The following is a 24,818-nucleotide window of genomic DNA, read 5'->3' on the forward strand; positions in this document are numbered from 1 at the left end:
ACCCGGAGCCTATTCGAGGAAGCCGCCGAGGAAGCCGCCACGGCTCCGGCCACGGCATTCCGCCCGGGCGATTGCCCCTGGCGGAATGCCGTGGCTCCGGATAACCGCTGCACTGGTCCCGGCACCGTTCCGATATTCCGGAGAAGGAAGCCTGGGGCATGTGGAGCCATGGAGTGGAAACCGAGAGTCTGGGGCGCCTGGCCCTCCTGCAAGGCGCCGACCCGGCCGCGCTGGAAAAGGCCGCACGACACGCGCGCTGCCGTTCCTGCGAGCCCGGCACGGTCCTGATCGATTTCGGCGAATTGTCGGACGACGTGTACTTCCTTCTCGAAGGCGCCGCGCGGGTCGTGGCGCGCACCGGGGAGGGCTACGAGATGATCCTGGGCGACCTGTCGCCCGGCGAGGCCTTCGGCGAGCTGGCGGCCATCACCGGGCAGCCGCGTTCCGCCAATGTCACCGCCCTGCACCGCTCGCGCTTCTGCGTCCTGCCGGGGCCGGCCTTCATGGAACTGGTGCTGGCCTCGCCCGCCGTGTCGCTGCGGCTGATGCGCTATCTCGCCGACCTCGTGCGCTCGCGCAGCGAAAGGCTGTTCGAGCTGGCGGCCCTGCCGGTGCGGCAGCGGCTCTATGCCGAACTCCTGCGCCTGTCGCGCGGGCGCGGCAAGCCGGGCCAGACGGCCGAGCGCGTGGTCAGCCCACCGCCGCCGCACCACGTGCTGGCCGCCCGCATCGGCGCCCGGCGCGAGGCCGTGTCGCGGCAGTTGTCCGACATGGAAAAGGCCGGGCTGATCGATGCGAGCCGGAGCGGCATCGTGCTGCGCCGGCCCGAGGCGATGCGCGCCGAGCTCGACGCGGCGCTGCGCGGCGCCGAGCGTGCGGTGAACGCGCTGAACCTGTCCTGACGCACCCGCGTCAGGCGCGGCTCGGCCTGCCGTAGCGCAGGCCGCGCAGCCAGCGCCAGGCACGCCAGACGAGATGCTCCCCCAGGCTGAGCGGCGCGGCCCCCAGGGCCCGCCGCCTGTCCAGCCCTTCCAGCCTCCGCCCGACCCGCGCGAAAAGGTGCTGCGCCGGATTCGACATTGCGGGCCCCTCCCCGTTCCTTGCCATGGCAGCATCCTGAAGGATCGCCGCTTCCCATGGCTGTGTGCCGGGACACAGGGCTTGCGTTGGCTCTGCGTGATAACCGACGGTCTGTGGCCCGATCCCCGGGAGCAGGTGGACAAGCGGGGCTCCTGAAAAGGAAGAAACACCCTGTCCGCGCTTGTGGCACCGGCAGTCCGCCGGAGAGCCATGCTCTCCGGCGTGATCCAGCGTCAGCGAGAACCAACTCATCGGGTCCAGGGCACGCAGTGTCCTGGCGGATAAGGGGGACCGGGGGAAAAGGCGGAGCCTTGTCCCCCGGGACGGCGCAATGCCGGATGTCGCCGGAAAGGCAGTGCCAGGGTGGCGGGATCAGCCCTGGAGCAGCAGCGCCAGCATGGCCACCGCCATGGCGGCCCCGGCGGAGCGGGCCACGGCGCGGCCGGCCGGGGCGCGCCAGCGGCCGAGCCCCAGGCCCAGCGCGTGCAGGCCGGCGGTGGCCAGGAGGAAGCCCGCGGCATAGGCGGCGGCCCCGGCCCCGGGGTGCATCTCCGCGCCATGGGCGTGGCCGTGGAAGAGGCCGAAGAGCGCCGCCAGGGACAGGGCCGCGGCCAGCGGCAGGCGGGCGGCGAGCGCGACCACGGCGCCGAGCACGATCACCGAGGCGGCGATCCCGGCCTCCACCATCGGCAGGCCGAGGCCCGCCATGCCCAGCGCGCCGCCCAGCGCCATGGCGCCGAGGAAGGCGGCGGGCAGCGCCCAGGTCGCGCGGCCGCCCAGCAGCCCGGCCCAGAGGCCGATTCCCAGCATGGCCATCAGATGGTCGAGCCCGCCCAGCGGATGGGCGAAGCCGGCGGTGAAGCCATCCACCGGGCCGATGCCGGTATGGGCCAGGGCCGGCAGCGGCAGGAGCAGCGCGGCGGCGACGGGAAGGAGGCGGCGCATCAGGCTTGGGTTCCTCGGGCGGTGGCGGAAAGGCCGCGGGCGGGAATGCCGCCGGCCTCCAGGATGAAGGCGGCGATCTCGGCCACGCCCCGGTTCTCCTTCAGGTTGGTGAAGAGGAAGGGGCGCTGGCCACGCATCCGGCGGGAATCGCGGTCCATCACGCCGAGATCGGCGCCGACCAGTGGGGCGAGGTCGATCTTGTTGATCACCAGCAGGTCGGAGCGGGTGATGCCCGGCCCGCCCTTGCGCGGGATCTTGTCGCCCGCCGAGACGTCGATGACGTAGATCGTCAGGTCCGCCAGTTCCGGCGAGAAGGTGGCGGCGAGGTTGTCGCCGCCGCTCTCGATGAAGAGGATCTCCAGCGCCGGGAAACGCTCCACCATCTCGCCGACAGCGGCGAGGTTGATCGAGGCGTCCTCGCGGATCGCGGTGTGCGGGCAGCCGCCCGTCTCGACGCCGGTGATGCGCTCCGGCTCCAGCGCGCCGGAGCGGGTGAGGAACTCCGCATCCTCCCGCGTGTAGATGTCATTGGTGATGACGGCGATGTCGTGCGTGGCGCGCAGGTACTTGCACAGGCGGTCGGTCAGCGCGGTCTTGCCGGAGCCGACGGGGCCGCCGATGCCGACGCGGAAGGGGCCGTTCGCCTGCCGATGACCGGAGCGTCCTGCGGACGCGGAGGCCTGGATCAGCTGGCCAGAAACGATTTCGGTCATGAGCGGAAGAGCCTCGTATACTGGGTCTCGTGACGCATGGAGAAGAGGTCGAGCACCGGGGCGGCGGTGCCGATCTCTTCGGGATCGGCGGCCAGGGCGGCGTCGGCGGCGGCCTCCACCACGGGCAGAAGCGTGGTGGTGGCGATCTGCCCGTCCGTCTGCCCCAGCGGGACGAGGCGAACGCCGGCGCTGACGAGGTTGGCGGCGAAGCCCGAGAGCCATGCGAAAAGCGCCGGGCGGAGCGCGACGCCGTTCCAGGCCGCCGCCGCGCCGAAAGCCACGGGATGCGTCATGCGGCGCGGGTGACGCGCGACAAAGGCGGCGAAGCGGGGATCGGGCCAGGCGGCGGCGGTGACACTGGCGAAGGCATTGCCCTGGGCCGTGCTTTCCAGCGCGGTCTCCGCCGTGCCGCGCCAGGCCAGGGACAGTTCGGCCACCTCGTCGAGCCCCCCCTCGTCGCCGTCCCGCGCGGCACGCCAGGCGGCGGCGAGGAGCGGCCCGTCCACCGCCCCGGCCCCCCGCGTCAGCGCGGCGGCGATGTAGTCGGCGAGGCCCTGGCGGTCGCGCACGGCGCCCTCCTCCACCGCGGCCTCCAGCCCGTGGCTGTAGGTATAGGCGCCGACCGGATAGGCCGGGGAGATCCAGGCCAGCAGGCGGTAGAGGGCGGCGTCGCCCTCAGCCATGCCGGTGGCCGTGATGCGTGTGGCCGTCGCCATGGTGGTGGTCGTGGCCATGGTCGTGGCTGTGCCCGTGCCCGTGATCGTGATCGTGGTCATGCGCGTGCCCATGACCTTCCTGCGGCCCATGATGGTGGGCGGTGTGGCGGTTGTGTTCGCCATAGGCGCCGCCTTCCGGGTTGAAGGGCGCCTGGACCTGCCGGAGCGTGGCGCCGAGGCCGCGCAGCATGGCGGTGATCACGTGGTCGTCGCGGATCAGGATGCGCTTCGCATCGATCTCGGCCGGCAGGTGCCGGTTGCCGAGATGCCAGGCGAGACGCGCGAAATGCGCGGGATCGGCGGAGGTCACCTCGACCAGCGGCTCCGGCGCGGCATGGACGGCGATGATGGTGCCGTCCTCGCAGCGCAGCCCGTCGCCGTCATAGAGCACCGTGGCTTCCGGCAGGTCGAGCAGGAAGGAAAGCCCCTTCCCGCCCGTGTAGCGGCGGCGGCGGCGATGGCGGTCGTCGAAATCGAGCGTGATGCTGTCGCGCGCTCCGGCCGGGTCCCATTGCCCGGCGGGAAGGATGGTGGTGGCGCGCGGCAGGGTGCTGTCGGTCATCGGGGCTTCTCAGAACAGGAAATAGCGCTGCGCCATCGGCAGCACCTTCGCGGGCTCGCAGACCAGCAGCTCGCCATCGGCGCGGACCTCATAGGTCTCGGCATCCACCTCGATGCGCGGGCAGAGGTCGTTCAGCACCATGTTGCGCTTGCTGATGCCGGAACGCGTGTTGCGCACGGCGACGAGGGGCCGGGTCACGCCCAGGCGCTCGCCGAGCCCGGCCTCCAGCGCGGCGGCGGAGGTGAAGGTGACGCCGATCGCAGGCAGGGCACGGCCGAAGCCGCCGAACATCGGGCGGTAATGGACCGGCTGCGGCGTCGGGATGGAGGCGTTGGGATCGCCCATCGGCGCCATGGCAATGGTGCCGCATTTCAGCACCATCTCCGGCTTCACGCCGAAGAAGGCCGGGCTCCAGAGCACGAGATCGGCCAGCTTGCCGACCTCGACGCTGCCGACATGCTCGGCGATGCCCTGGGAGATGGCGGGGTTGATCGTGTACTTGGCGATGTAGCGGCGGGCGCGGAAGTTGTCGTTGTCGCCCACCTCCTCCTTCAGCCTTCCACGCTGCTGCTTCATCTTGTGGGCGGTCTGCCAGGTGCGGATGATCACCTCGCCGACACGCCCCATCGCCTGGCTGTCGGAGCTCATCATCGAGATGGCGCCGAGGTCGTGCAGGATGTCCTCGGCCGCGATGGTCTCGCGCCGGATGCGGCTCTCGGCGAAGGCCACGTCCTCGGGGATTCTCGGGTCCAGGTGGTGGCACACCATGAGCATGTCGAGATGCTCGTCCAGCGTGTTCACCGTATAGGGCATGGTGGGGTTGGTGGAGCTGGGCAGCACGTTCGGCTCGCCCACCAGCCGCAGGATGTCGGGGGCATGGCCGCCGCCCGCGCCCTCGGTGTGGAAGGCCTGGATGGTGCGGCCGCCGATGGCCCTGATCGTGCTCTCGACGAAACCGCTCTCGTTCAGCGTGTCCGTGTGGATGGCGACCTGCACGTCCAGCGCATCGGCCACGGCGAGGCAGGTGTCGATGGCCTTCGGCGTGGTGCCCCAGTCCTCGTGCAGCTTCAGGCCCGCCGCGCCGGCATGGATCTGCTCCTCCAGCCCCTTCGGCAGGGCGGCATTGCCCTTGCCGAGAAAGCCGAGGTTCACCGGAAAGCCTTCCGCCGCCTGGATCATGCGGGCGAGGTGGAAGGCGCCGGGCGTGGCGGTGGTGGCGAGCGTGCCATGGGCCGGGCCGGTGCCGCCGCCGAACATGGTGGTGACGCCGGAAGCCAGCGCCTCCTCGATCTGCTGCGGGCAGATGAAGTGGATATGCACGTCGATGCCGCCGGAGGTGAGGATGCGGCCCTCCCCCGCGATGATCTCGGTGCCCGGGCCGATGACGATATCGACGCCCGGCTGCGTGTCCGGATTGCCCGCCTTGCCGATGGCGGCGATCCGGCCGTCGCGCAGCCCGACATCGGCCTTGTAGATCCCGGTGTGGTCGAGGATCAGCGCATTGGTGATCACGGTATCCATGGTGCCGCCGTCGCGCCCGGTCTGGGACTGCCCCATGCCGTCGCGGATGACCTTGCCGCCGCCGAACTTCACCTCCTCGCCATAGGTGGTGAGGTCGCGCTCGACCTCGATGACGATGTCGGTGTCGGCGAGACGGAGCCGGTCCCCGGTGGTGGGGCCGTACATGCCGGCATAGGCGGAGCGGGAGATCCGGGCGGGCATGGTCAGAGCTTTCCTTCGATCGCGCCACGGAAGCCGTGGACCACGCGATCCCCGGCGAAGGGGATGAGGCGCACGGTGCGGGTCTGGCCCGGCTCGAAGCGCACCGCCGTGCCGGCGGCGATGTCCAGGCGCTGGCCGCGCGCCCGGTCGCGGTCGAAGCGCAGCTCGGGATTGGTTTCGGCGAAGTGGTAGTGGCTGCCGACCTGCACCGGGCGGTCGCCGGTATTGGCGACCTCCAGCTCCGTGACCGGGCGGCCGGCGTTCAGCTCGATCTCGCCGCTGGCGGGGAAGAGTTCTCCGGGAATCACCTTCGTTCTCCCCTAGCGGATCGGCTCGTGGACGGTGACGAGCTTGGTGCCGTCGGGAAAGGTCGCCTCGACCTGGATCTCGTGGATCATCTCGGCGACGCCCTCCATCACCTGATCGCGCGTCAGGACGGTGGCGCCGTCGCGCATCAGCTCGGAAACGCTGCGGCCGTCGCGGGCGCCCTCGACCACGAAGTCGGTGACCAGGGCCACGGCCTCGGGGTGGTTCAGCTTCACGCCCCGCTCCAGCCGCCGGCGCGCGACATGGGCGGCCATGGCGATCAGCAGCTTGTCCTTTTCGCGCGGCGTCAGGTGCATGGGCGGCTCCGTTCGGTGCGGCGGAGTATGCGGGCGGGGCGCGGCGGGGGTCCAGGGGGGGGAGAGCACGACGCGGCGGGCCGGGCGCCGCCGTTCAGGGAAGCAGGCGCCGGACCATCATGATCTCGTCCACCTCCCGGCCCTCGTGCAGGAAGCCGCCGGGGATGCAGCCGATCTGGCGGAAGCCCTCACGCTCGTAGAAGCGGCGCGCCACGGGGTTCTCGGCGCTCACCATGAGCTCGACCTGCCGGTGGCCCAGCCGCCGGGCGTGGTCGACGGCATGGCGCAGGAGGCGGCCCGCCAGCCCGGTGCCACGCTGCTCCGGGCGCAGATAGACCATGATGAGCATGGTGCGATGGGCGGTCTTGCTGGAGGACTGGGCCATCAGGCCCATGATCCCGACGGGCTCCGCGCCCTGGAAGGCGACGAAGACCGGGTTCGCGGTCAGGCGGCGGCGCCATTCCTCCGGCGGCAACGCCTCCCAGTCCGCCGCGGTGCTGGCATAGGCGGCGGGCTCGGCGCGCAGGGCCTCCAGGCGGATCCGGCGGAAGACCTCCTCGTCACCGGGCTGCAGGCATCGGATCATGTTCCGGACTCCTTTCCGCCGAAGCGGGCGCCGAGGCCATCGCCGCGGCCAGAGGGGCAGAGAGCAGGCAGAGGTAGCGGGCTCTCCTCCGGCCCGAAAGCACCGGGGGCCGGATTCAGGTCATCCATAGCCGTGGCAGCGCGCGCGGCAGGCCGAGCAGCCCGTCGCGGCAGGCGGGAATGGCGCTGGCGAGCGCGGCACGGACCGGCGCGGCGGGGCCGAGCCAGCGGAGCAGGAGAATGCCCTCGCGCGGCATGGTGGCGGCGCCCTGGAGAGGCCCCGTGGACGCGGCGAGATCGCGGAAGGCGGAAAGGTGCGCGGCCGCGTCCGGGGCGGCGTAGAGGAGCGTGGCATAGGCGCCCGCGCCGCCGAAGGCGAAGCGGTCGGCGAGGGACTCCCCAGGCGGATCAAGGCGCAGGGCATCGGTCCAGACGAGGCGCCCATCGCGGCGCAGGCGCCAGCGGTCGTGCAGGAAGCCGGTCGCGAAGCGCTCGCCCCTGGCATGGCGGCCGAAGACGAGCATCTCGGCGGCCAGCAGGCGGGCACTGGCGGCGAGCTCGATGTCGAGACCGCGGCGCAGGCGGGCGCCGTCGAAGAGGATGGTCTCCTGCGGCAGCCATTCGAGGGTGGCGCCGGGTTCCGCCCGGAGGGTCGTGGCGATCCGGGTATCGGGGCCGAGGGAGCGGTAGAGCTTCTCGGCGGCGGGGGTGCAGAGCGTGGCGGTGGCGCCCTCCCCCAGCCGTGCCGCGATGCGCAGTGCGTCGCCGCCGGCCAGGCCGCCGGCGGTGTTGACCAGGGCGGCGAGCGGCGGCTCGCCGGGCTCGGGCCTGGGAAAGAGGACGCGCAGCGGGGCGGCCTGATGGAGATGGCGCAGCACGGTACGGGGCGCGGCGCCACCGGAAGCGGCCAGGGCGAAGGCGAGTTCCGCCGTGCCCTCGGCCCGCTGGTGACGGATGGCGGCAGGTGGGGAGGGCAGCAGGGATTCGGGCGGCGTCATGGGCCCGACCGCTATGCCATGGGCAGGCGCGGTCCATAAGCGGGGCAGGACGCCCTCCCGCCGGTCAGGGGCGGCCGTGGAAGCGTGGTGACGGCCCACATCCAGGGAGACCGGCCGGAACACGGAAGATGAAGTCCTCGTCATCCTTCCAGCGTCATCACGCGATGGCGGGAGCGGCGTGGCGGCCGGCGCAAAAGGTCGCGGCAGCGGCGCTTCGCCGGTGGAAGCGAGGCGCGCCATCCGCGACGGCTGCCTTGGCCGCCGGGTGCCGGGCACGTCCGCCGGCTTGCGCCCCGTTCATCCGGCGCGGCGGACGCCCGGTCTTCCGGTGACAAAGCATCACAGCGCGAAGTTCGCGCCTCGGTGAGCGTAATGTTTCCGGTATGATCATTGCAGAAAAGGCAGCATCAAAGCTTGCTGTCCCCTCCTCCTGCGGGTCTCGTCCATGCCCTTCGCGCTTCGTGCCCGATCCCTTCCGGGGGCGTCCTTCCCGTTTCCATCCGGGCCGCTGCCCGGAATCCTGCTGGCCTCGGCCCTGTGCCTGCCCGGCGCGCCGGCGGGGGCGCAGGAACGCGGCGGCGGGGCACCGGCCGTCTCGGTCGCGGTGGCCGCGGCCACGGTGGGACCGGTGGCGGTGGAGGTGCTGACCAACGGCAATGCCGAGGCGCCCTCGGTCATCTCCGTCCGCTCCCGCGTCGATGGGCAGGTGGAGAAGGTCTGGGTCAACGAGGGCGACCGGGTGCAGGCGGGGCAGGTGCTGTTCACGCTGGACAGCCGCCTCATCCAGGCCCAGCTCGCGCAGCAGCAGGCGAACCTGGACCGCGACCGCTCGACGCTGACGCGGGCGCAGGAGGACGCGCGGCGCTATGCCTCGCTGCAATCGGGCGCCTATGCCTCGCAGCAGCGGCTGGAGCAGGCGCAGGCCGACGCCACCGCGGCGGCTGCGGTGGTGCGGGCGGACGAGGCGCTGCTGGCGCAGACCCGGCTGAACCTGGACTTCGCCACGATCCGCGCCGAGGCGCCGGGGCGGCTGGGCGCGCTGCCGGTGAAGGCCGGGAACTTCGTGCGGGCCTCGGAGGGCGTGGTGCTGGCCACCATCACCCAGACGGACCCGATCCTGGTCACCTTCGCCGTGCCGGAACGCTGGCTTTCCGTGGTGCACGCGGCGCAGCAGGGCGCCGCCGCCGGCCAGGCCGCCGCACCCCGGGTGCTGGCGCGGGCGCCGGAGGATCAGGGGCCGCGCGCCGAGGGCGAGCTGGTCTTCGTGGACAGCACGGTGGACAGCACCACCGGCACGATCCGCATGAAGGGCCGCTTCGCCAATGCCCCGGCGCGCTTCTGGCCGGGCCAGTACCTGGAGGTGGTGCTGGTGCCGCGCACCGACCCGAAGGCCCTGTCGGTCCCGGCGGCGGCGGTGCAGCGCGGGCAGCAGGGCAGCTTCCTGTACGCGGTGAAGGGGGAGGGCGACAACGCCGCCGCCCGGCGGGTCGCGGTCAGCGTGGTGCGCTATGCCTCCGGCCGGGCGGTCCTGGCCGATGCCGCGCTCGCGGATGGGGAACCGGTGGTGACCGAAGGGGCGCAGCGGTTGCAGGACGGCACGCGCGTGACGATCCGCAACGGTGCCGCCGGAGGCGCCCCCAAGGTCGGCGGCGCGGAACCGGGCCGCGCGCAGCGTGAGGCGGCGGCGCGATGAACCTCTCCGAACCCTTCATCCGCCGCCCGGTGATGACCGGGCTGCTCGCCGTGGCGGCGGTGCTGGCGGGCATCCTGGCCTATTTCTCCATGCCGGTGGCCGCCGTGCCGCGGGTGGACTTCCCGGTGATCACCGTCTCCGCCCAGTTGCCGGGGGCGAGCCCGGAAACCATGGCGACCTCGGTGGCACTGCCGATGGAGCGGGAATTCTCGACCATCGCCGGGATCGACAGCATCTCCTCCACCTCCGGCCAGGGCACGACGCAGATCACCCTGCAGTTCGTGCTGAGCCGCAACATCGACGCGGCGGCGCAGGACGTGCAGGCGGCGCTGACCCGGGCGCAGCGGCGGCTGCCGACGGAGATGACGACGCCGCCATCCTACCGCAAGTCGAACCCGGCGGATGCGCCGGTGCTGCTGCTGACGCTCTCGGGCGGCGACGTGCCGCTGTACAAGCTGAACGACATCGCCTCGACGCTGATCTCCCCCGCCCTGTCGCGCGTGCCCGGCGTGGCGCAGGTGGTGACCTTCGGCGAGCAGCTCTATTCCGTGCGGGTGCGGATGCGGCCGGAGCGGCTGGCCTCGATGGGCCTCACGCTCGATCAGGTGAGCAACGCCATCGCCACCGCCAATTCCAACACGCCGGTCGGCACGCTGAGCGGGCCGCGCCAGCAACTCGTGCTGCGGGCCAACGACCAGCCGCCCGACGCGGATGCCTTCGGGCACCTGATCGTGGCGGGGCGCGCCGGCGCGCCGGTGCGGCTGTCCGACATCGCCGACACGGTGGACGGGGTGCAGAACGACCGCATCGCCTCCTTCCGCAACGGCACGCGCGGACTGACGCTGGCGGTGCAGCGGCAGCCGGACGCCAACACGGTGGATGTGGTGGACGGTGTGCGGGCGGCCCTGCCCGCGCTGCAGGCGGCGCTGCCGCCGGGCGCGACGCTGGACGTGAACCTGGACCGCTCCGTCTCGATCCGGGCGGCGGTGCATGACGTGCAGGAAAGCCTGCTGATCGCCGTCGGCCTGGTGGTGCTGGTGGTCTGGCTCTTCCTGCGGCGGATGATGGCGACGCTGATCCCGGTGGTCGCGGTGCCCGTCTCGCTTGCCGGCACGCTGGGGCTGATGTACCTGCTGGGCTACGGCATCGACAACGTGACGTTGCTGGGGCTGACGCTCGCGGTCGGCCTCGTGGTGGACGACGCGATCGTGATGCTGGAGGCCATCGTCCGCCATGTCGAGGAAGGGATGCACCCCCTGGAGGCGGCGCTGCGCGGCTCGCGCGAAGTGGGCTTCACCATCGTCTCGATCACCTGCTCGCTGATCGCGGTCTTCCTGCCGATCCTGCTGATGGGCGGGGTGGTGGGACGGGTGTTCAACGCCTTCGCCGCCACCGTGTCGCTGGCCGTCGCGGTGTCCTGCATCGTCTCGCTGACGCTGACCGCCATGATGTCCTCCTGGCTGCCCGCGCACAGCAAGCCGTCGCGGGTCGATGCGGCGCTGGAGGGCTGTTTCCGCGCGGTGGAGCGGGCCTATGCCTGGGCGCTGGACATCGCCCTGCGCTGGCGGGCCGTGGTCTGGCTCTTCTTCATCGCCTCGCTGGCGGCGGCGGGCTGGATGGCCGTGGCGATGCCAAAGGGCTTCTTCCCGATCGAGGACACGGGGCTGCTTTCCGTCTCCACCGAAGGGCCGCGCGACGCCTCCTTCGACGCGATGCTCGACCTCCAGGGGCAGGCGGCGAAGATCATCCAGGCCAACCCCGCCGTGCAGATGGTGAACTCCTCCGTCGGCGCCGTGGGCAACAGCCTGTCGATCAACCAGGGGCGCATGTATGTGGAGCTGAAGCCGCGCGACCAGCGGCCGCCGATCGGCGAGGTGGTGCAGCAGCTCCGCCGCGCGACGGCCCGCGTGCCGGGGCTCAGCGTCTATCTGCAACCGATCCAGAACCTGTCCTTCGGCGCGCGGCAGGCGCGCACGCTCTACATCTACACCCTCCAGGGCCTCGATTCCGACACGCTCTACGACTTCTCGGAGAAGCTCGCGGCGCGGCTGCGGCGGCTGCCGCAGCTCCAGGACGTGAACACCGACCTGACACTGGACGCGCCCGTGGTCTCGGTGCAGGTGGACCGGGAGCGCGCGGCGGCCCTGGGCGTGAACATCGACCAGGTGCGGCAGGCGCTCTACTCCGCCTTCGGCGCGCGGCAGATCTCGACCATCTATGCCCAGGCCAATGCCTATCCGGTGATCGTCGAGGCACTGCCGGAGGACCAGCGCAACGAGGACGGGCTGGACAAGATCTATCTCCGCGCCAGCGGCGGCAAGCTGGTGCCGCTCTCCACCCTGGCGAAGGTGACGCGCTCCACCGGGCCGCTGACCGTGGGGCACCAGGGGCAGCTTCCGGCGGTGACGATCGGCTTCAACGTGGCACCGGGCGTGGCGCTGGGCGACGCCACGGCGGCGATCCAGCAGGCGGAGGAGGAGCTGGGCCTGCCCGCCGGGGTGATAGGCAGCTTCTCCGGCACGGCGCAGGTCTTCCAGCAGGCGCTGGCGGGCCAGGGGATGCTGATCCTGGCCGCGGTGCTGGTGATGTATGTGGTCCTCGGCGTGCTCTACGAGAGCCTCGTGCATCCGCTGACCATCCTGTCCGGCCTGCCGGCGGCGGCGCTCGGCGCGCTGGCGACGCTGTGGTGGTTCGGCCTGGACCTGTCGGTGATCGCGGTGATCGGCGTGCTGCTGCTGGTCGGGCTGGTGAAGAAGAACGCCATCATGGTGGTGGATGTGGCACTGGTCCGGCAGCGGGAGGGCGAGGACGCGCTTTCCGCCGTGCGCGCGGCCTGCCTGCTGCGCTTCCGCCCGATCCTGATGACCACCCTGGCCGCCGCCGCGGGCGCGGTGCCGATCGCGGCGGGCTGGGGTGCGGCGGCGGAGCTGCGTCAGCCGCTGGGCCTCGCCATCGTCGGCGGCCTCGCGGTCAGCCAGGCGTTGACGCTCTTCGTGACCCCGGTGCTGTACCTGGGCTTCGAGGCGCTCGGCCAGTGGGCGAAGCGGCTGCGCGGGAGCGGCGCCGGGCCACGCATCGGGCCGGCGACCCAGCCGGCGGAGTAAGGAGCGCGCCCCGGGGGAACAGGCGGAAAGCCCTGCCCCCGGGGCCTGTCCCCCTTCAGGCAGCCAGCGCGCGGCGCGCGGCGGCGGGATCGTTCACCAGGAAGCCGCTGGCCCCCTCCCCGGCCATGCGGCGCAGGGCGGCGGGGTCGAAGTCGCCGACCTTGCGATCGGTGGCACCCTCGCCCGTGGTGATCCAGACCGGCCGGCCGCGTTCCGCATGGGCGGCGATACGTCCCGAGGCGGTGTCCCATTCCCAGAGCCGCAGATGGGTGCCCCCGGCGGCGAAGAAGGCCTCCTCGTCGCTTCCGGGGCTGAGGAAGCCCAGTATGGCGCCACCCCAGCCCGCCGCGCAGACCCGGGCGACGGAGGCCAGGGCATGCAGCCCGAGGGTGACAGGACGGGCGGGCACGCCGTGCAAGGCGTCGAGGATGGCGTCCAGCGCCTCGGGTCGCTCGTCCTTCACGTCGAAGAGGATCGGCTGCGCCTCGGGCAGCGTGTCGAAGAGCAGCGCGAGCGGCGGCGCGGCCGGGGCACCCTGGACGGTGATACGCGCGAGGACCGTGGCGGCTGTCTCGCGCAGCAGCAAGGGCTGCGCGGCGAGGCGGCGCAGGTCGGCATCGTGGCAGCAGACGATCTCGCCATCCGCGGTCAGGCGGAGATCGACCTCGACCAGATCGGCACCCGCCTCCATCGCGCCGCGCCAGGCGGCGGGCGAGTTCTCGCGGTGGAAGGCGGAACAGCCGCGATGCGCGACGATACGCGGATCGGGCATCAGGCGAAGCTCAGGTTATCCGGACGCAGGTCCATGAAGTAGAAGGTATAGGGACGCCAGCGGATGTTGGAGCGCACGGCATAGAGTTCGGCGGGCTGGTAGAGGATGGTGCCCGGCGCCTCGTCCTCCCAGGCATCGAGCATGGTGGCGAAGAGGGCGCGGCGCCTCGCCGGGTCGGTCTCTGCCTCCAGCGCATGGCCGGCGCGGTTGAAGGCCGCAGTGGAGGTCCAGGATTTCGAGACCTGGGGCGTGCTGCCGGGCCCCCAGCCGATCCAGATCGCGCCGAGCGGGTCCGGCAGGCGGGTGGAGTTGGACCAGTTGCTGATCTGGCCACCGGCCGCCGGGCGGAGCTGCGCGGCATTCTCCACCACCTGCAGGCGGACATTGACGCCGACCGCCTTCCACATCTCAACCAGCACCTGCGCTGCCGGGAGGGCGTTGGTGTAGTAGTTGGCCTGGGTGCGGTAGGTGATCTCGGTACCGTCATAGCCCGCCTCGCGCAGCAGCGCGCGGGCGCGGTCCGGGTCATAGCGCAGGCTGCGGCCCGGCAGGTACATGTCGCCGTATTCGGGGAAGTTGTGGCTGTGCGGCACCAGGGCGGCGCCGTTCCAGAGCGTCCTCACCAGCAACTCGCGGTCGATGGCGAGACCCAGCGCCTGGCGGACGCGCTTGTCGGAGAGGCCGGCGCCGCGCTGGTCGAAGACCAGGACATGGACATTGGCGAGCACCACGCTGCGCAGATCGATGCCGGAGCGGCCCTGAAGCTCCTCCACCTGGTCGGGCGGGATATTGGTGGCGAGGTCGATATCACCGGCGAGCAGGGCGGCGGTGCGGCCGGCGACCTGCGGAATCCCGCGGAACTCCACCGCGCGGGCAGTCGGGCGGCCCATCCAGTAATCGTCGAAGGCGTCGAGCACGATCGCCTGGTCGCGGCGGAGGCTGCGCAGGCGGTAGGGGCCGGTGCCGACCGGGGCCTGGCCGAAGCCCTGCAGGCCGAGCTCCTCATAGGCGCGCTTGTTGACGATCCAGGAGCACCAGGAGGCGAGGCGCTGCTCCAGCAGGATATCGGGCACGCGGGTGCGGAAGCGGACGGCGAGCGGCCCTTCCGCGGTCACCGATTCCAGCGTGGGGAAATAGGACTTCGCCTCCACCAGCAACGGCTGGTCGCCCATCATGCGGCCGAAGGTGAAGACCACGTCCTCGGCGGCAAGCGTGTCACCGTTGTGGAAGCGCACGCCAGGGCGCAGCGTGACGAGCAGGTCGCGATCGCCTTCGCGCCGCCATGCCGTGGCCAGATGCGGCACGAGGCGGGCACCGCCCCCATCCGGGGAGGACAGGAAGTCACGCCGGATCAGCGTGTCGAAAACGGAATAGGTGATGCGTGTGCCGACATTGCTGAGCTCCTTGGCCGGCTCCAGCGTCGGCGGCAGGTCGGCGACCCCGATGCGCAGAACGGGGCGCGTGTCGGTGCCAGCCGCCTGGGCGCTGGCGGCGGCCGGCAGGCCGGGAAGGACGGCCGCGAGGCCGCCGCCCAGAAGGTGACGCCGCGTCGATCGCATGTTCCCCCGACTCCCCTGATCCGGTGCGCGGCGGAAACTGCGGCGGATCGGTGACAGGGCGATGACAGGCAGGCGTCAGGTGGATGATGATCGGGCGGGTGCCCGGCCCTTCGCAACCGGCCGGGGCACGATATGATCCCGCTTTTCCAAAGGTGGAGATCCTGCTGAAGCTCCCTCCCCTGGTGGCGTTGCGCGCCTTCCACGCGCTGGCCAGCACCGGCAGCGTGCGGGCGGCGGGCGAGGCGCTGGGGGTCAGCCACACGGTGGTGTCCCGCCATGTCCACAACCTGGAGCGGGCGCTGGGCGTGCCGCTGGTCGGCCCCTCCGGACGCGGGCTGGCCCTGACGGCGGAGGGCGCGCGTTTCGCGGCGCGGGTGGCGCCGCACCTGGCCGGGCTGGCGGAGGCGGCGGCGGACCTGCGCCGGCAGCGGCGGCCGCTGACCATCCGCTGCGTGCCGGGCTTCTCCAACGTGCGCGTGCTGCCCTGCCTGCCGGAGTTGCAGCGGCTGCTGCCCGGGCGCGAGGTGATGCTGGAGCCGCGCCTGTCCCGCGGCAGACCCGAGGGCGTCGAGGTGGATGTGGAGATGGTGTACCTGGAGCACCTCGCCGTGCTGCCGCCGCTGCGGAGCGAGGAAATGGCGCAGCCGCGCGTCTTTCCCGTGATGAGCCCGGCCCTGCTGGCACGGCAGAGCATCCGCGACGTGGACGACCTGCTGCGCCTGCCGATGCTGCACGACGAATCCATGGACCTCTGGCGGCACTGGCTGCGGGCCATGCGCTGCCGCCGCCAGCCCTTCGGCTCCTGCCTCGGCACCGCGCACCTGGCGCTGGAGGCGGCGCGGCTGGGCCAGGGCGTGGCGCTGGCCAACGAGCTGCTGGTGGAGGAGGACCTGCGGCAAGGGCGGCTGGTGGAGCCCTTCCCCTCCGAGGTGCGGCCCAAATCCTATCACGTCCTGGCCGATACGCGCCGCTGGGAGGAGGAGGAGATCGTCACGGTGCGGGACTGGCTGCACGGCATGTGCGGGCGGGCCGGACGCACCGGTGCGGAAAAGGCACCGGTCCTCGCCAAATAGCTGATTGTGCCGCCTCACCGGCGCGCGATCATCGCGCCCTGCCGCAAAGGAGGTTCCCGCATGATCGACCCCGAACTCGCCGCCCGCATCGCCGAGGCGGTGGACCGGAACTTCGACGCGCAGATCGAGACGACGAAGCGCTTCTCCGCCATCCCCAGCACGCGCGGCGCCGAGGGCCCGGCCCAGGACATGATGGCCGACCTGCTGCGCGAGCGCGGCTACACGGTCGATGACTGGACGATCCGCATGGAGGATCTCGCCGGCCTGCCCGATTGCGGCGTGATCGAGCACGACTTCTCCCAGGCCCGGACCGTGGTGGGCACGCTGCGCCCGGCGCAGGAAACGGGCCGCTCGCTGATCCTGCAGGGGCATTGCGACGTGGTGCCGGCGGGTCCGCTGGACATGTGGGACACGCCGCCCTTCAGCCCGGTGGTGAAGGATGGCTGGATGTACGGGCGCGGGGCGGGCGACATGAAGTCCGGCACCATCGCCGCGCTCTACGCGGTCGAGGCGGTGCGGCAAGCGGGCTACAGCCTCAAGGGGCGGCTGCATTTCCAGTCGGTGATCGAGGAGGAAAGCACCGGGGTCGGCGCGCTCTCGACGCTGCAACGCGGCTACCGCGCCGATTGCGCGCTGCTGCCGGAGCCGAGCAACCGGACGATCACCGATGTCTGCGTCGGCGTGCTCTGGTTCCGGCTGAAGGTGCGCGGCATCCCGGCGCATGTGGCCTATGCCAGCGACGGCTCCAACGCCATCAAGGCGGCCTACCGGCTGATCCAGGGCCTGGAGGGGCTGGAGGAGGACTGGAACCGGCGGGCGAAGAGCGACCCGCATTACGGCGCCATGGAGCACCCGCTGAACTTCAACCCGGGCATCATCAAGGGCGGCGACTGGGCCTCCTCCGTGCCCGCCTGGTGCGACGTGGATTGCCGTATCGCGATCCTGCCCGGCTGGGACGTCGATGCCTGCCGCAAGGAGATCGCCGACTGCGTGGCGGCCACGGCGCAGAAGGATGCCTTCCTTGCCAACAACCCGCCGGAGGTGGTCTGGTCGGGCTATCTCTCGCGCGGCTACGTGCTGGAGAATGCCGAGGCGCCGGTGGCGCTGCTGCGCGAGGCGAACGCGGCCTTCGGTGGGGGCGAGCTGAGGAGCCGGGCCGGCACCGGGCTGAACGATGCCCGCTTCTACAGCCTGTTCTACGGCATCCCGGCCTTCTGCTATGGGCCGAAGGCGGAACAGGTGCATGGCTTCAACGAGCGGGTGGAGATCGAATCCATCCGCGGCACCACCAAGAGCATCGCCGCCTTCGTGGCGGGATGGTGCGGCGCCGGGCGAAGCTAGAACCGCGCTGCCTGGGAGCGGACAAAGAGCCCGGGGAAAAGGCGGCGCCTTTCCACCCGGGGGTCATACGGCGGAACCGGGACGCCGGGCGCCCCAGGGCGCCGGGCATGGCATCGTGACAGGCTGGCGGGCCAAGCCGCCAGGCGCAGAAGGACGACGGAACATGCAGAGACGCAGCCTGCTCAAGGGAAGTGGCGCGATCCTGGGAGGAGCGGTGGCGTCGCTCGCCGCGCCGGCGAAGCTGCGCGCGGCCTCGCAGACCACGCTGCGCTTCATCCCGCAGATCGACCTCGTCTATCTCGATCCGGTCTACACCACGCCCTATGTGTCGCGGAACCACGGCTACCTGGTCTTCGACACGCTCTACGGCATGGACGGCAACTTCCAGCCGCAGCCTCAGATGCTGGAGGGGCACCGGATCGCCCAGGACGGGAAGCAGTGGGACCTGACGCTCCGTCCCGGGCTGCTCTGGCATGACGGGGAGAAGGTTCTGGCGCGGGACTGCGTCGCCTCGATCCGGCGCTGGGCGAAGCGCGACCCCTTCGGCGCCACGCTGATCGCCACCACGGACGAGCTTTCCGCGCCCGACGACCGCACCATCCGCTTCCGGCTGAAGCGATCCTTTCCGCTGCTGCCGGCGGCGCTGGGCAAGACGCCCTCGCTGATGTGCGCGATGATGCCGGAACGGCTGGCAAGGACGGATGCCTTCCAGCAGGTGCCGGAGCTGATCGGCAGCGGGCCCTTCCGCTTCAAGGCGGATGAGCGCGTGCCGGGGGCGCGCAACGTCTATGAGAAGTTCGCCGGCTACAAGCCGCGGGAAGGCGGCACGCCGGACTGGACGGCCGGGCCGAAGATCGTCCACTACGACCGCGTGGTGTGGAACACCATGCCGGATATCGGCACCGCCACCGCCGCCCTGCAGAACGGCGAGCAGGACTGGATGGAATACGCCTACCACGACATGCTGCCCCTGTTGCGGAGCATGAAGGACGTGACGGTGCAGGTGCCGGACCCGACCGGCATGGTGACCATGCTGCGGGTCAACCACCTGCAGCCGCCCTTCGACAATCCCGCGATCCGCCGCGCGCTGCTGCGCGCGATCGACCAGACCTCCTACATGCAGGCGCTGACCGGCGGCGACCCGGCGCTGTTCCATGTGCCGCTCGGCTTCTTCTGCCCGAACACGCCGATGGCGAGCGAGACGGGGCTGGAGGTGTTCAGCCCGCCGCACGACCTCGCCAAGGTGAAGAGCGACCTGGCCGCCGCCGGCTACAAGGGCGAGAAGGTGGTGCTGATGGTGCCGGCCGACCGCCCGACGCTGAAGTCGCAGGGCGATGTCGCCGCGGACATGCTGAAGCAGGCCGGCTTCAACGTGGACTACCTGGCGCTGGACTGGGGCACGATGCTGACCCGGCGCAACCGCAAGGACGCGGCCGAGCAGGGCGGCTGGAATGCCTTCGTCACGAGCTGGGCTGGCACGGACTGGCTGAATCCGGCAGGGCATATCGCCCTGCGCGGCAATGGCGAGGCGGGCTATGCCGGCTGGTCCACCAGCCCGCGCACGGAGGAGCTGCGCGACGCCTGGTTCCAGGCGCCGGACGAGGCGGCGCAGAAGGCGATCTGCACCGAGATCCAGAAGCAGTGCCTGGTCGACGTGCCCTTCTACCCGCTGGGCCAGTACATCCAGCCCACCGCCTATCGCAAGTCGATCACCGGGGTGCTGAACGGCTTCCCGACCTTCTGGAACGTCCGGCCGGCCTGAGGAGACGTCGCATGGAAAAGCACGAGGCGCTGCGCCGGCACGCGCTGGACTGGATCGCCGCGAACGAGGCGCGGCTTTCCGCTTTCAACGCACGGATCTGGGCACATGCGGAACCCGCCTGGCGCGAGTACCGCTCGGTCCGGGACTACGTGGAGATCCTCCGCGCCGAGGGTTTCGAGGTCGAGGAAGGCTCGGGCGGCATGCCCACCGCCTTCGCCGCGCGCTGGACGCAAGGGGAAGGCCAGGGGGAAGGCGGGCCGGTGCTGGCCGGCTTCTCGGAATACGACGCGGTGCCGGGGAACTCGCAGCAGGCCGTCCCCTACCCCGCCCCGCGCGAGGGCCTGCACCCCTATGCCGCCGGGCACACCGACCCGCATTCGGTGCTGGGCACCGCCTCGCTCGCCGCGATGCTAGCGGCGAAATCGGCGATGCAGGCACAGGGGACACCGGGCACGCTGAAGCTGTTCGGCGAGCCGGCGGAGAAGGTCTGCGGCTCCAAGCCCTTCCACGCCGCGCGGGGCTATTACGACGGGCTGGACGCGGCGGTGGTCTGGCATCCCTGGCCGCTGAACACGGTGACCGGGGAAACGCATTTCGGCGCCTACTGGAGCGCGGTGATCAGCTTCGAATCCGAGGCGCCGGAACGCTGGGTCGATCCCGCGCTGATGCCGATCGACGCGGCCCATGCGGTGGCACGCTCGCCCGGCGCGCTGGATGCGATGTGCCTGATGTACACGATGACGAAGTACACCAAGGAGGCGATGTTCCCCCATGCCGGCTCCTGGACGCTGAACGAGTTCGTGCTCGGCGATGCGGGCGCGACCTCGGACAACCTCACCCCGCGCTTCTCGCAGATCCAGTATTCCTGGCGCAGTTCGGCGCTGGAGATCCAGGAGCAGATCTGGCGGGTGCTGGCCAACAACGCGCGGCAGGCGGCGGCGGCCACGGGCTGCCGCGCCTTCGTGCGCTGGGTGACGAAGACGCGCGTCGGGCTGCCGAACAGCGCGATGACGGAGATCACCTGGCGCAACCTCCAGGCCGTCGGCGCCCCCGCCTATTCCCGGGAGGCGCTGGAATTCGGGCGGGAGATCCAGCGCAACCTAGGGCTGGCGCCGATGGAGGATCCCTTCATCGCGGGGGTCACGAAGCTGACGCCGCCCGAGGAATACGAGGTGGCGCAGCGCGCCGGCCTCCCCTCCTGGCAGAAGCACCTGAGCGCCGACGACTATGTCGAATATTCCTGGCACGCGCCCACGGTGCGGCTGCTGGCGGCGCGCCCCCGGCTGCGGCCGCCCTCGCCGGGCTACAGCTACCCGGCCTGGGCCTACAACGCGCTGGGCGGGCTGCCGGCGGCCATGGACCCGGGGATGTTCGCGGCGGCGCGCACCATGGCACTGACGCTGCTCGACCTCGCCGGACGGCCGGAGTTGCTGGAAGCGGCGCAGGCGGAATTCCGCGAGCGCACGGGCGGCGGGGTCGGCGGCACGCGCTGGGTGGGGCCGCTGCTGCCGCCCGGCCTCGATCCGCCGGTGGACCTGCGCTGGCCGGAATACGTCACCACGGCACGGGGCGAGGAATGGTGCTTCCCGACCCCCCATGCCGGGACGGGAGCCGGGGAGCCGCTCTGACCCCTGGCGACCGACGCGCCGTCATCCCTTCTCGCCGAGTCCCCGATTCAGGGTTCTTCTTTCGTCATGCCCGCATGGGATGTGATGCCGGCGCCCCGCTCCTCTCCCGGCCCCTCCCCCTTGGAGGTCCTGGTCCCGGCGATCGGGGATGCCTGTGGAGCGGCGTCCCGCCGCCCGCCGGATTTCAGGAAGGTCCCGTGCAACTCGGCGGCGAGGCCCCGTAGCGACCGGCCGATGGCGGCGTACTGGTACTCGTTCAGGTTGGCGAGGGAGGCGCGGCCCGAGGGATGCGGCGCGCCGAAGCCCTTGCCGGGCAGCAGGACGATGCCGGTCTCGGCGGCGACGCGGAACAGGATCTCGGTGGGGTTCTGCGTGTCGCGCACCCAGTCGGCGAAGTCGCGGCCATAGAGGCCGAGCGTCACCTTCTCCAGGTCGATCAGCGTGTAGTAGTCCACCGAATTCGCGTCGTCGTCGATCGGCACGCCAAGCTCGCGGTAGAGCGCCTTCTTGCGGCTGCGGATGACCTTCTTCAGCGCGGCCTTGTAGCTGTCCTTGCCGTCCATCAGCGCGAAGAGCGAGAAGAGCAGCATCTGCACCTGCTGCGGCGTGGAGAGCCCCGCCGTGTGGTTCAGCGCGACGCTGCGGCTATCCGCCACCAGGCGGTCGAGGAAGGCGAGATTGCGCGGATCGGGAGTGAGCGAGCGGTAGCGTTCGTCGAGCGCCTTCCTGTCCTCCTCCGGCAGGCTGGCCAGGGCGCGGTCGAGCACGTTGTCGCGGTGCATGGCGATCACGCCGAGGCGCCAGCCGGTGGCACCGAAATACTTGGAGAAGGAATAGACCAGCGCGGTGTTGCGCGGGCAGCGGGCGAAGAGGGATTCGAAATCGTCGGCGAAGGTGCCGTAGACATCGTCGGTGAGGATGATCAGGTCCGGCCGCTTCTCCGAGACGATGGCCGCGATGGCCTCCAGCCCCTTCGCGTCGATCTTCACCGAAGGCGGGTTGCTGGGGTTGGTGACGAAGAAGACCTTCACCGCCGGATCGGCCAGCTTGTCCAGCTCCGCCTGCGGGAACTGCCAGCCCATCTCCGGATCGGCATTCACCGGCACCTCGACGAGCCGGTAATCGGAGAGTTCCGGGATCTCGATATAGGGGGTGAAGACCGGCATGCCGATGGCGACCTTGTCGCCTGGCGCGATCAGCCGGTTCTCCCGCAGCGAGTTGAAGATGTAGGTCATGGCGGCGGTGCCGCCCTCCACCGCGAAGAGATCGACATCGGCGGAGGACAGCAGGCCGCCCACCATCTCCTTCACGATGTATTCGCGCACCACCTTCTCGGTCAGTTTCAGCATGCGCGGCGGCACGGGGTATTCGCAGCCGAGGATGGCCTCGGTGATCTCGTGGACGAACTCCGCCTCGGGCAGCCCGATCTGGTCCCGCACATAGGAGACGGCGCGGCGCAGGAAGGCGGCGCCGGGATCGTCGCGGTGGCGGGCGACGAAGCTCTCGAAACGGCCGGTGATGCCATCCAGGTGCGGCAGGCCGCCCACGCCCTCCGGCATGTAGGAGAAGGACATCTCCGATTCCTCCACCGCGAAGCGGCCCAGGGCGAAGAAGGCCCGGCGCGGCAGGGTGGCAAGGAAATTCGGGTTGCCGCGCCCGGCATTGAGCATGGTGCGGCTGGCCTGGCTGGAGGCGAGGCTGATCAGCGTGTCCTTCAGCTCGAAGGGGCTGAGCTGCGCGAGCCTGGCATAGTCGATCTCGGTCATGGCACTTCCCCGGTGGGAGAGAGGGAGGGATCGGGCTTCTGCGGGGGCGTCAGGCGAGCAGCATGATGATGACCATGCCCCAGATGGTCAGCAGCGTGTTCCCGATGGCATAGGTCACGGTGTAGCCGAGGGCCGGGACCTGGCTCTTCGCGCGGTCCGTGATCATGCCGAGGGCGGCGGTGGTCGTGCGCGCCCCGGCGCAGCAACCGAGGACGAGCGCATCGTCGAAGCGGAAGACGTACTTGCCGATATAGAGCGCGAGGATCAGCGGCACCGAGGTGGCGAAGATGCCCCAGAGGAAGAGGCTGATCCCCAGTTCCCGCACGCCGGCGACGAAGCCGGGCCCGGCGGTGATCCCGACCACGGCGATGAACACGTTCAGCCCGACCGAGTTCATGAACCAGACCGTGGCGGGCGGGATGCGCCCGAAGGTGGGATGGATCGAGCGGAGCCAGCCGAAGAACAGCCCGGAGATCAGCGCGCCGCCAGCGGTGGAGAGGGTGAGCGGCACGGCGCCGACACGCCAGACCAGGGCCCCGACCAGGGTGCCGAGGGCAATGGCGGCGCCGATGAAGGCGACGTCGGCGGTGTTGCCGCGCTGGTCGGCATGGCCGAGGGCGCGGGCCGAGGCCGCGATCTCCTGCGTGCGGCCAACCAGCGTCAGGACGTCGCCGCGATGGATCCGCGTGGCGGGCAGGACGGGGATCTCCGTGCCGGTGGCGCCGCGGCGGATGCGGCGCAGGAAGACGCCATGCGCCGCGGGCTGGTGGCTCAGCTCCGCCAGGGTCCTGTTGTCGACGGCCTTCTGCGTGACGACGACATCGACGCCCTCCATCGGGACGCTCAGCAGCTCCGGATCATCAACCTCCGTGGCCGCGTGGCCCAGGAGATCGACCATCACGCCACGCGGCCCCGAGACGGCCACGACATCGCCCGCCTGCAGCACCGTGTCCGCCCTGGCCTCGACGACCTTCCCGTCCCGGCGCAGGCGCTCCACGAAGAGGCGGGCCTGCGGATAGCTGGCCTCGGCCGCCGCGGCGGTCTGCCCGACCACCCGCATGCCCGCCTCCAGCCGATAGGCGCGCAGCACGTAATGGTGCCAGGCGCTGCCCTCCCCGCCCGGTTCCGGCTTGCCGCCCATGCGCGCCTCATAGGCCTTGCAGGCGGCCTCCAGGTCGAAGCCCAGCAGCTTCGGCCCCAGCAGCGCCAGGATCAGGGCGGAGCCGATGGTGCCGTAGATGTAGGTGACGGCATAGGCGACCGGCATGGCATCCAGCAGCGGCTTGGCCTGTTCCGGCGGCAGGCCCAGCCGGTTCACCGCGTCCGTGGCGAGGCCGAGCGAGGCGGAGATGGTCTGGGAGCCGGCGAAGAGCCCCGCCGAGAAGCCCAGGTCGTAGCCGGCGATGCGGGCGGCCAGCCAGGAGGCGCCAAGGCAGAGAAGGCAGACCACCGCCGAGAAGACCGCCTGCGGCACGCCGTCCCGGGCGATGCCGCGAACGAATTGCGGCCCGACACCATAGCCGATGGCGAAGAGGAACATCAGGAAGAAGATGGATTTCACGTTGGCCGAGATCGTGATGCCGAGCTGGCCGATCAGGATCGCGGCGAGCAGCGTCGCGGTGACGGCGCCGAGGCCGATCCCCCGGATGCTGAAAGCACCGACATAATAGCCGATCGCCAGGGAAAGGAAGACGGCGATCTCCGGATAGGTCCGGAGCGTCTCGACGAGCCACGTCCACATCGGCGAGGGACTCCCGGACGAAGGCTGGCCTTCGGGACAGGATTGTCCCTGCGGGCCATCGAAGGCCCGGCGCCACGGAGGACGCTGGGCCGGAGTTTTCCCGCCCGCGGCGTCGCCCCGTCCAGGGAGCGGCACCGGTGGCGCATGGCCAGCGCAGCGGGCTTGCGGGGCCCCTGCGTTTCTCCTGGCGGATCATGGGGAAGCCCGCGCGTCTGCCAACCCAATTCCCGGTGTGCGGCCCCCGGCGGGGGCCCGGGCGCGGCATGGGTGGGACCGTGCTGGGCAAACCTTGCCTTGCAGCAGGAACAATGACTTGCCGGCGCAGCAGGAGGAGCAGTCTACGTTTCGATACCGGTTCAACTTCCAGCGAGCCCAGGCGGCAACCCGCCAGCCGCCCGCCTTGAGAGACGGCGAGCCGCAGGTTCCCGCCAGACC

General features: G+C 71.1%; 21 protein-coding genes. 7 read left to right on the forward strand and 14 right to left on the reverse strand.

Features of this window, described 5'->3' with window-relative positions; translation table 11 throughout:
- The first annotated feature begins 173 nt into the window (after positions 1–173).
- Positions 174–902 carry a Crp/Fnr family transcriptional regulator gene (locus BT98_RS0110245; protein ID WP_226945946.1) on the forward strand — a complete coding sequence of 243 codons (729 nt, stop codon included), beginning with the start codon at positions 174–176 and terminating at the stop codon, positions 900–902.
- A 10-nt stretch (positions 903–912) separates the two neighbouring features.
- Here the strand turns inward: BT98_RS0110245 and BT98_RS27230 are convergent, their stop codons facing one another.
- The 10 genes from BT98_RS27230 to BT98_RS0110295 form a co-directional block, all read right to left on the reverse strand.
- Positions 913–1,080 (reverse strand): hypothetical protein, encoded by a 168-nt coding sequence (locus tag BT98_RS27230; protein WP_019460845.1) that lies wholly within the window; start codon positions 1,078–1,080, stop codon positions 913–915.
- A gap of 372 nt (positions 1,081–1,452) precedes the next feature.
- Positions 1,453–2,025, reverse strand: coding sequence for a HupE/UreJ family protein (locus tag BT98_RS0110255; protein ID WP_019460844.1), 573 nt, complete (start codon positions 2,023–2,025; stop codon positions 1,453–1,455).
- The gene (gene ureG, locus BT98_RS0110260) at positions 2,025–2,738 is read right to left on the reverse strand and encodes an urease accessory protein UreG (RefSeq protein WP_019460843.1); all 714 of its coding nucleotides are present in this window, start codon (positions 2,736–2,738) and stop codon (positions 2,025–2,027) included. The genes BT98_RS0110255 and ureG overlap by 1 nt, the downstream gene beginning before the upstream one ends.
- Complete coding sequence (locus BT98_RS0110265) at positions 2,735–3,514, reverse strand: urease accessory protein UreF (protein ID WP_314209527.1); 780 nt, start codon at positions 3,512–3,514, stop codon at positions 2,735–2,737. Before BT98_RS0110265 ends, ureG begins: the two co-directional genes overlap by 4 nt.
- Positions 3,414–4,016, reverse strand: coding sequence for an urease accessory protein UreE (locus BT98_RS0110270; protein ID WP_019460841.1), 603 nt, complete (start codon positions 4,014–4,016; stop codon positions 3,414–3,416). The genes BT98_RS0110265 and BT98_RS0110270 overlap by 101 nt, the downstream gene beginning before the upstream one ends.
- A 9-nt stretch (positions 4,017–4,025) precedes the next feature.
- Positions 4,026–5,738, reverse strand: a complete 1,713-nt coding sequence (gene ureC / locus BT98_RS0110275) for an urease subunit alpha (RefSeq protein ID WP_019460840.1) — start codon at positions 5,736–5,738, stop codon at positions 4,026–4,028.
- 2 nt (positions 5,739–5,740) lie between these two features.
- On the reverse strand, positions 5,741–6,046 hold the full coding sequence (locus tag BT98_RS0110280) for an urease subunit beta (protein ID WP_019460839.1): 306 nt from the start codon (positions 6,044–6,046) through the stop codon (positions 5,741–5,743).
- A 12-nt stretch (positions 6,047–6,058) separates the two neighbouring features.
- Entirely contained in the window at positions 6,059–6,361 is a 303-nt protein-coding gene (locus tag BT98_RS0110285) for an urease subunit gamma (protein WP_019460838.1), read from the reverse strand.
- 94 nt (positions 6,362–6,455) lie between these two features.
- A complete protein-coding gene (locus BT98_RS0110290; RefSeq protein WP_019460837.1) occupies positions 6,456–6,947 on the reverse strand; it encodes a GNAT family N-acetyltransferase in 492 nt (163 codons plus the stop codon).
- Positions 6,948–7,062: 115 nt separating this feature from the next.
- The gene (locus BT98_RS0110295; RefSeq protein WP_019460836.1) at positions 7,063–7,944 is read right to left on the reverse strand and encodes an urease accessory protein UreD; all 882 of its coding nucleotides are present in this window, start codon (positions 7,942–7,944) and stop codon (positions 7,063–7,065) included.
- Positions 7,945–8,389: 445 nt separating this feature from the next.
- On the opposite strand from BT98_RS0110295, the gene BT98_RS23970 reads away from it, so the two are divergent.
- Positions 8,390–9,637, forward strand: a complete 1,248-nt coding sequence (locus tag BT98_RS23970) for an efflux RND transporter periplasmic adaptor subunit (protein ID WP_226945948.1) — start codon at positions 8,390–8,392, stop codon at positions 9,635–9,637.
- Positions 9,634–12,741, forward strand: a complete 3,108-nt coding sequence (locus tag BT98_RS0110305) for an efflux RND transporter permease subunit (RefSeq protein ID WP_019460834.1) — start codon at positions 9,634–9,636, stop codon at positions 12,739–12,741. Before BT98_RS23970 ends, BT98_RS0110305 begins: the two co-directional genes overlap by 4 nt.
- Positions 12,742–12,796: 55 nt before the next feature.
- On the opposite strand, the gene BT98_RS0110310 is transcribed toward BT98_RS0110305, so the two are convergent.
- Positions 12,797–13,513, reverse strand: coding sequence for a glycerophosphodiester phosphodiesterase (locus BT98_RS0110310; protein WP_019460833.1), 717 nt, complete (start codon positions 13,511–13,513; stop codon positions 12,797–12,799).
- The gene (locus BT98_RS0110315; RefSeq protein WP_019460832.1) at positions 13,513–15,072 is read right to left on the reverse strand and encodes an ABC transporter substrate-binding protein; all 1,560 of its coding nucleotides are present in this window, start codon (positions 15,070–15,072) and stop codon (positions 13,513–13,515) included. Before BT98_RS0110315 ends, BT98_RS0110310 begins: the two co-directional genes overlap by 1 nt.
- Positions 15,073–15,224: 152 nt before the next feature.
- Here BT98_RS0110315 and BT98_RS0110320 point away from each other — a divergent pair, with 152 nt between their 5' ends.
- The 4 genes from BT98_RS0110320 (at position 15,225) to BT98_RS0110335 (ending at position 20,876) form a co-directional block, all read left to right on the forward strand.
- Positions 15,225–16,145 (forward strand): LysR family transcriptional regulator, encoded by a 921-nt coding sequence (locus BT98_RS0110320; RefSeq protein WP_019460831.1) that lies wholly within the window; start codon positions 15,225–15,227, stop codon positions 16,143–16,145.
- A 60-nt stretch (positions 16,146–16,205) separates the two neighbouring features.
- A complete protein-coding gene (locus BT98_RS0110325) occupies positions 16,206–17,486 on the forward strand; it encodes an ArgE/DapE family deacylase (protein WP_019460830.1) in 1,281 nt (426 codons plus the stop codon).
- Between the two features lie 163 nt (positions 17,487–17,649).
- Positions 17,650–19,248 (forward strand): ABC transporter substrate-binding protein, encoded by a 1,599-nt coding sequence (locus BT98_RS0110330; RefSeq protein WP_019460829.1) that lies wholly within the window; start codon positions 17,650–17,652, stop codon positions 19,246–19,248.
- An 11-nt stretch (positions 19,249–19,259) separates the two neighbouring features.
- The gene (locus tag BT98_RS0110335; RefSeq protein ID WP_019460828.1) at positions 19,260–20,876 is read left to right on the forward strand and encodes a M20/M25/M40 family metallo-hydrolase; all 1,617 of its coding nucleotides are present in this window, start codon (positions 19,260–19,262) and stop codon (positions 20,874–20,876) included.
- A gap of 47 nt (positions 20,877–20,923) precedes the next feature.
- On the opposite strand, the gene BT98_RS0110340 is transcribed toward BT98_RS0110335, so the two are convergent.
- Positions 20,924–22,642, reverse strand: a complete 1,719-nt coding sequence (locus BT98_RS0110340; RefSeq protein ID WP_019460827.1) for a bifunctional aspartate transaminase/aspartate 4-decarboxylase — start codon at positions 22,640–22,642, stop codon at positions 20,924–20,926.
- Between the two features lie 49 nt (positions 22,643–22,691).
- On the reverse strand, positions 22,692–24,383 hold the full coding sequence (aspT, locus tag BT98_RS0110345) for an aspartate-alanine antiporter (protein WP_019460826.1): 1,692 nt from the start codon (positions 24,381–24,383) through the stop codon (positions 22,692–22,694).
- Between the last annotated feature and the right edge of the window lie 435 nt (positions 24,384–24,818).

This window comes from Roseomonas mucosa ATCC BAA-692 (assembly GCF_000622225.1).
GTDB classification, from domain to species: Bacteria; Pseudomonadota; Alphaproteobacteria; order Acetobacterales; family Acetobacteraceae; genus Roseomonas; species Roseomonas mucosa.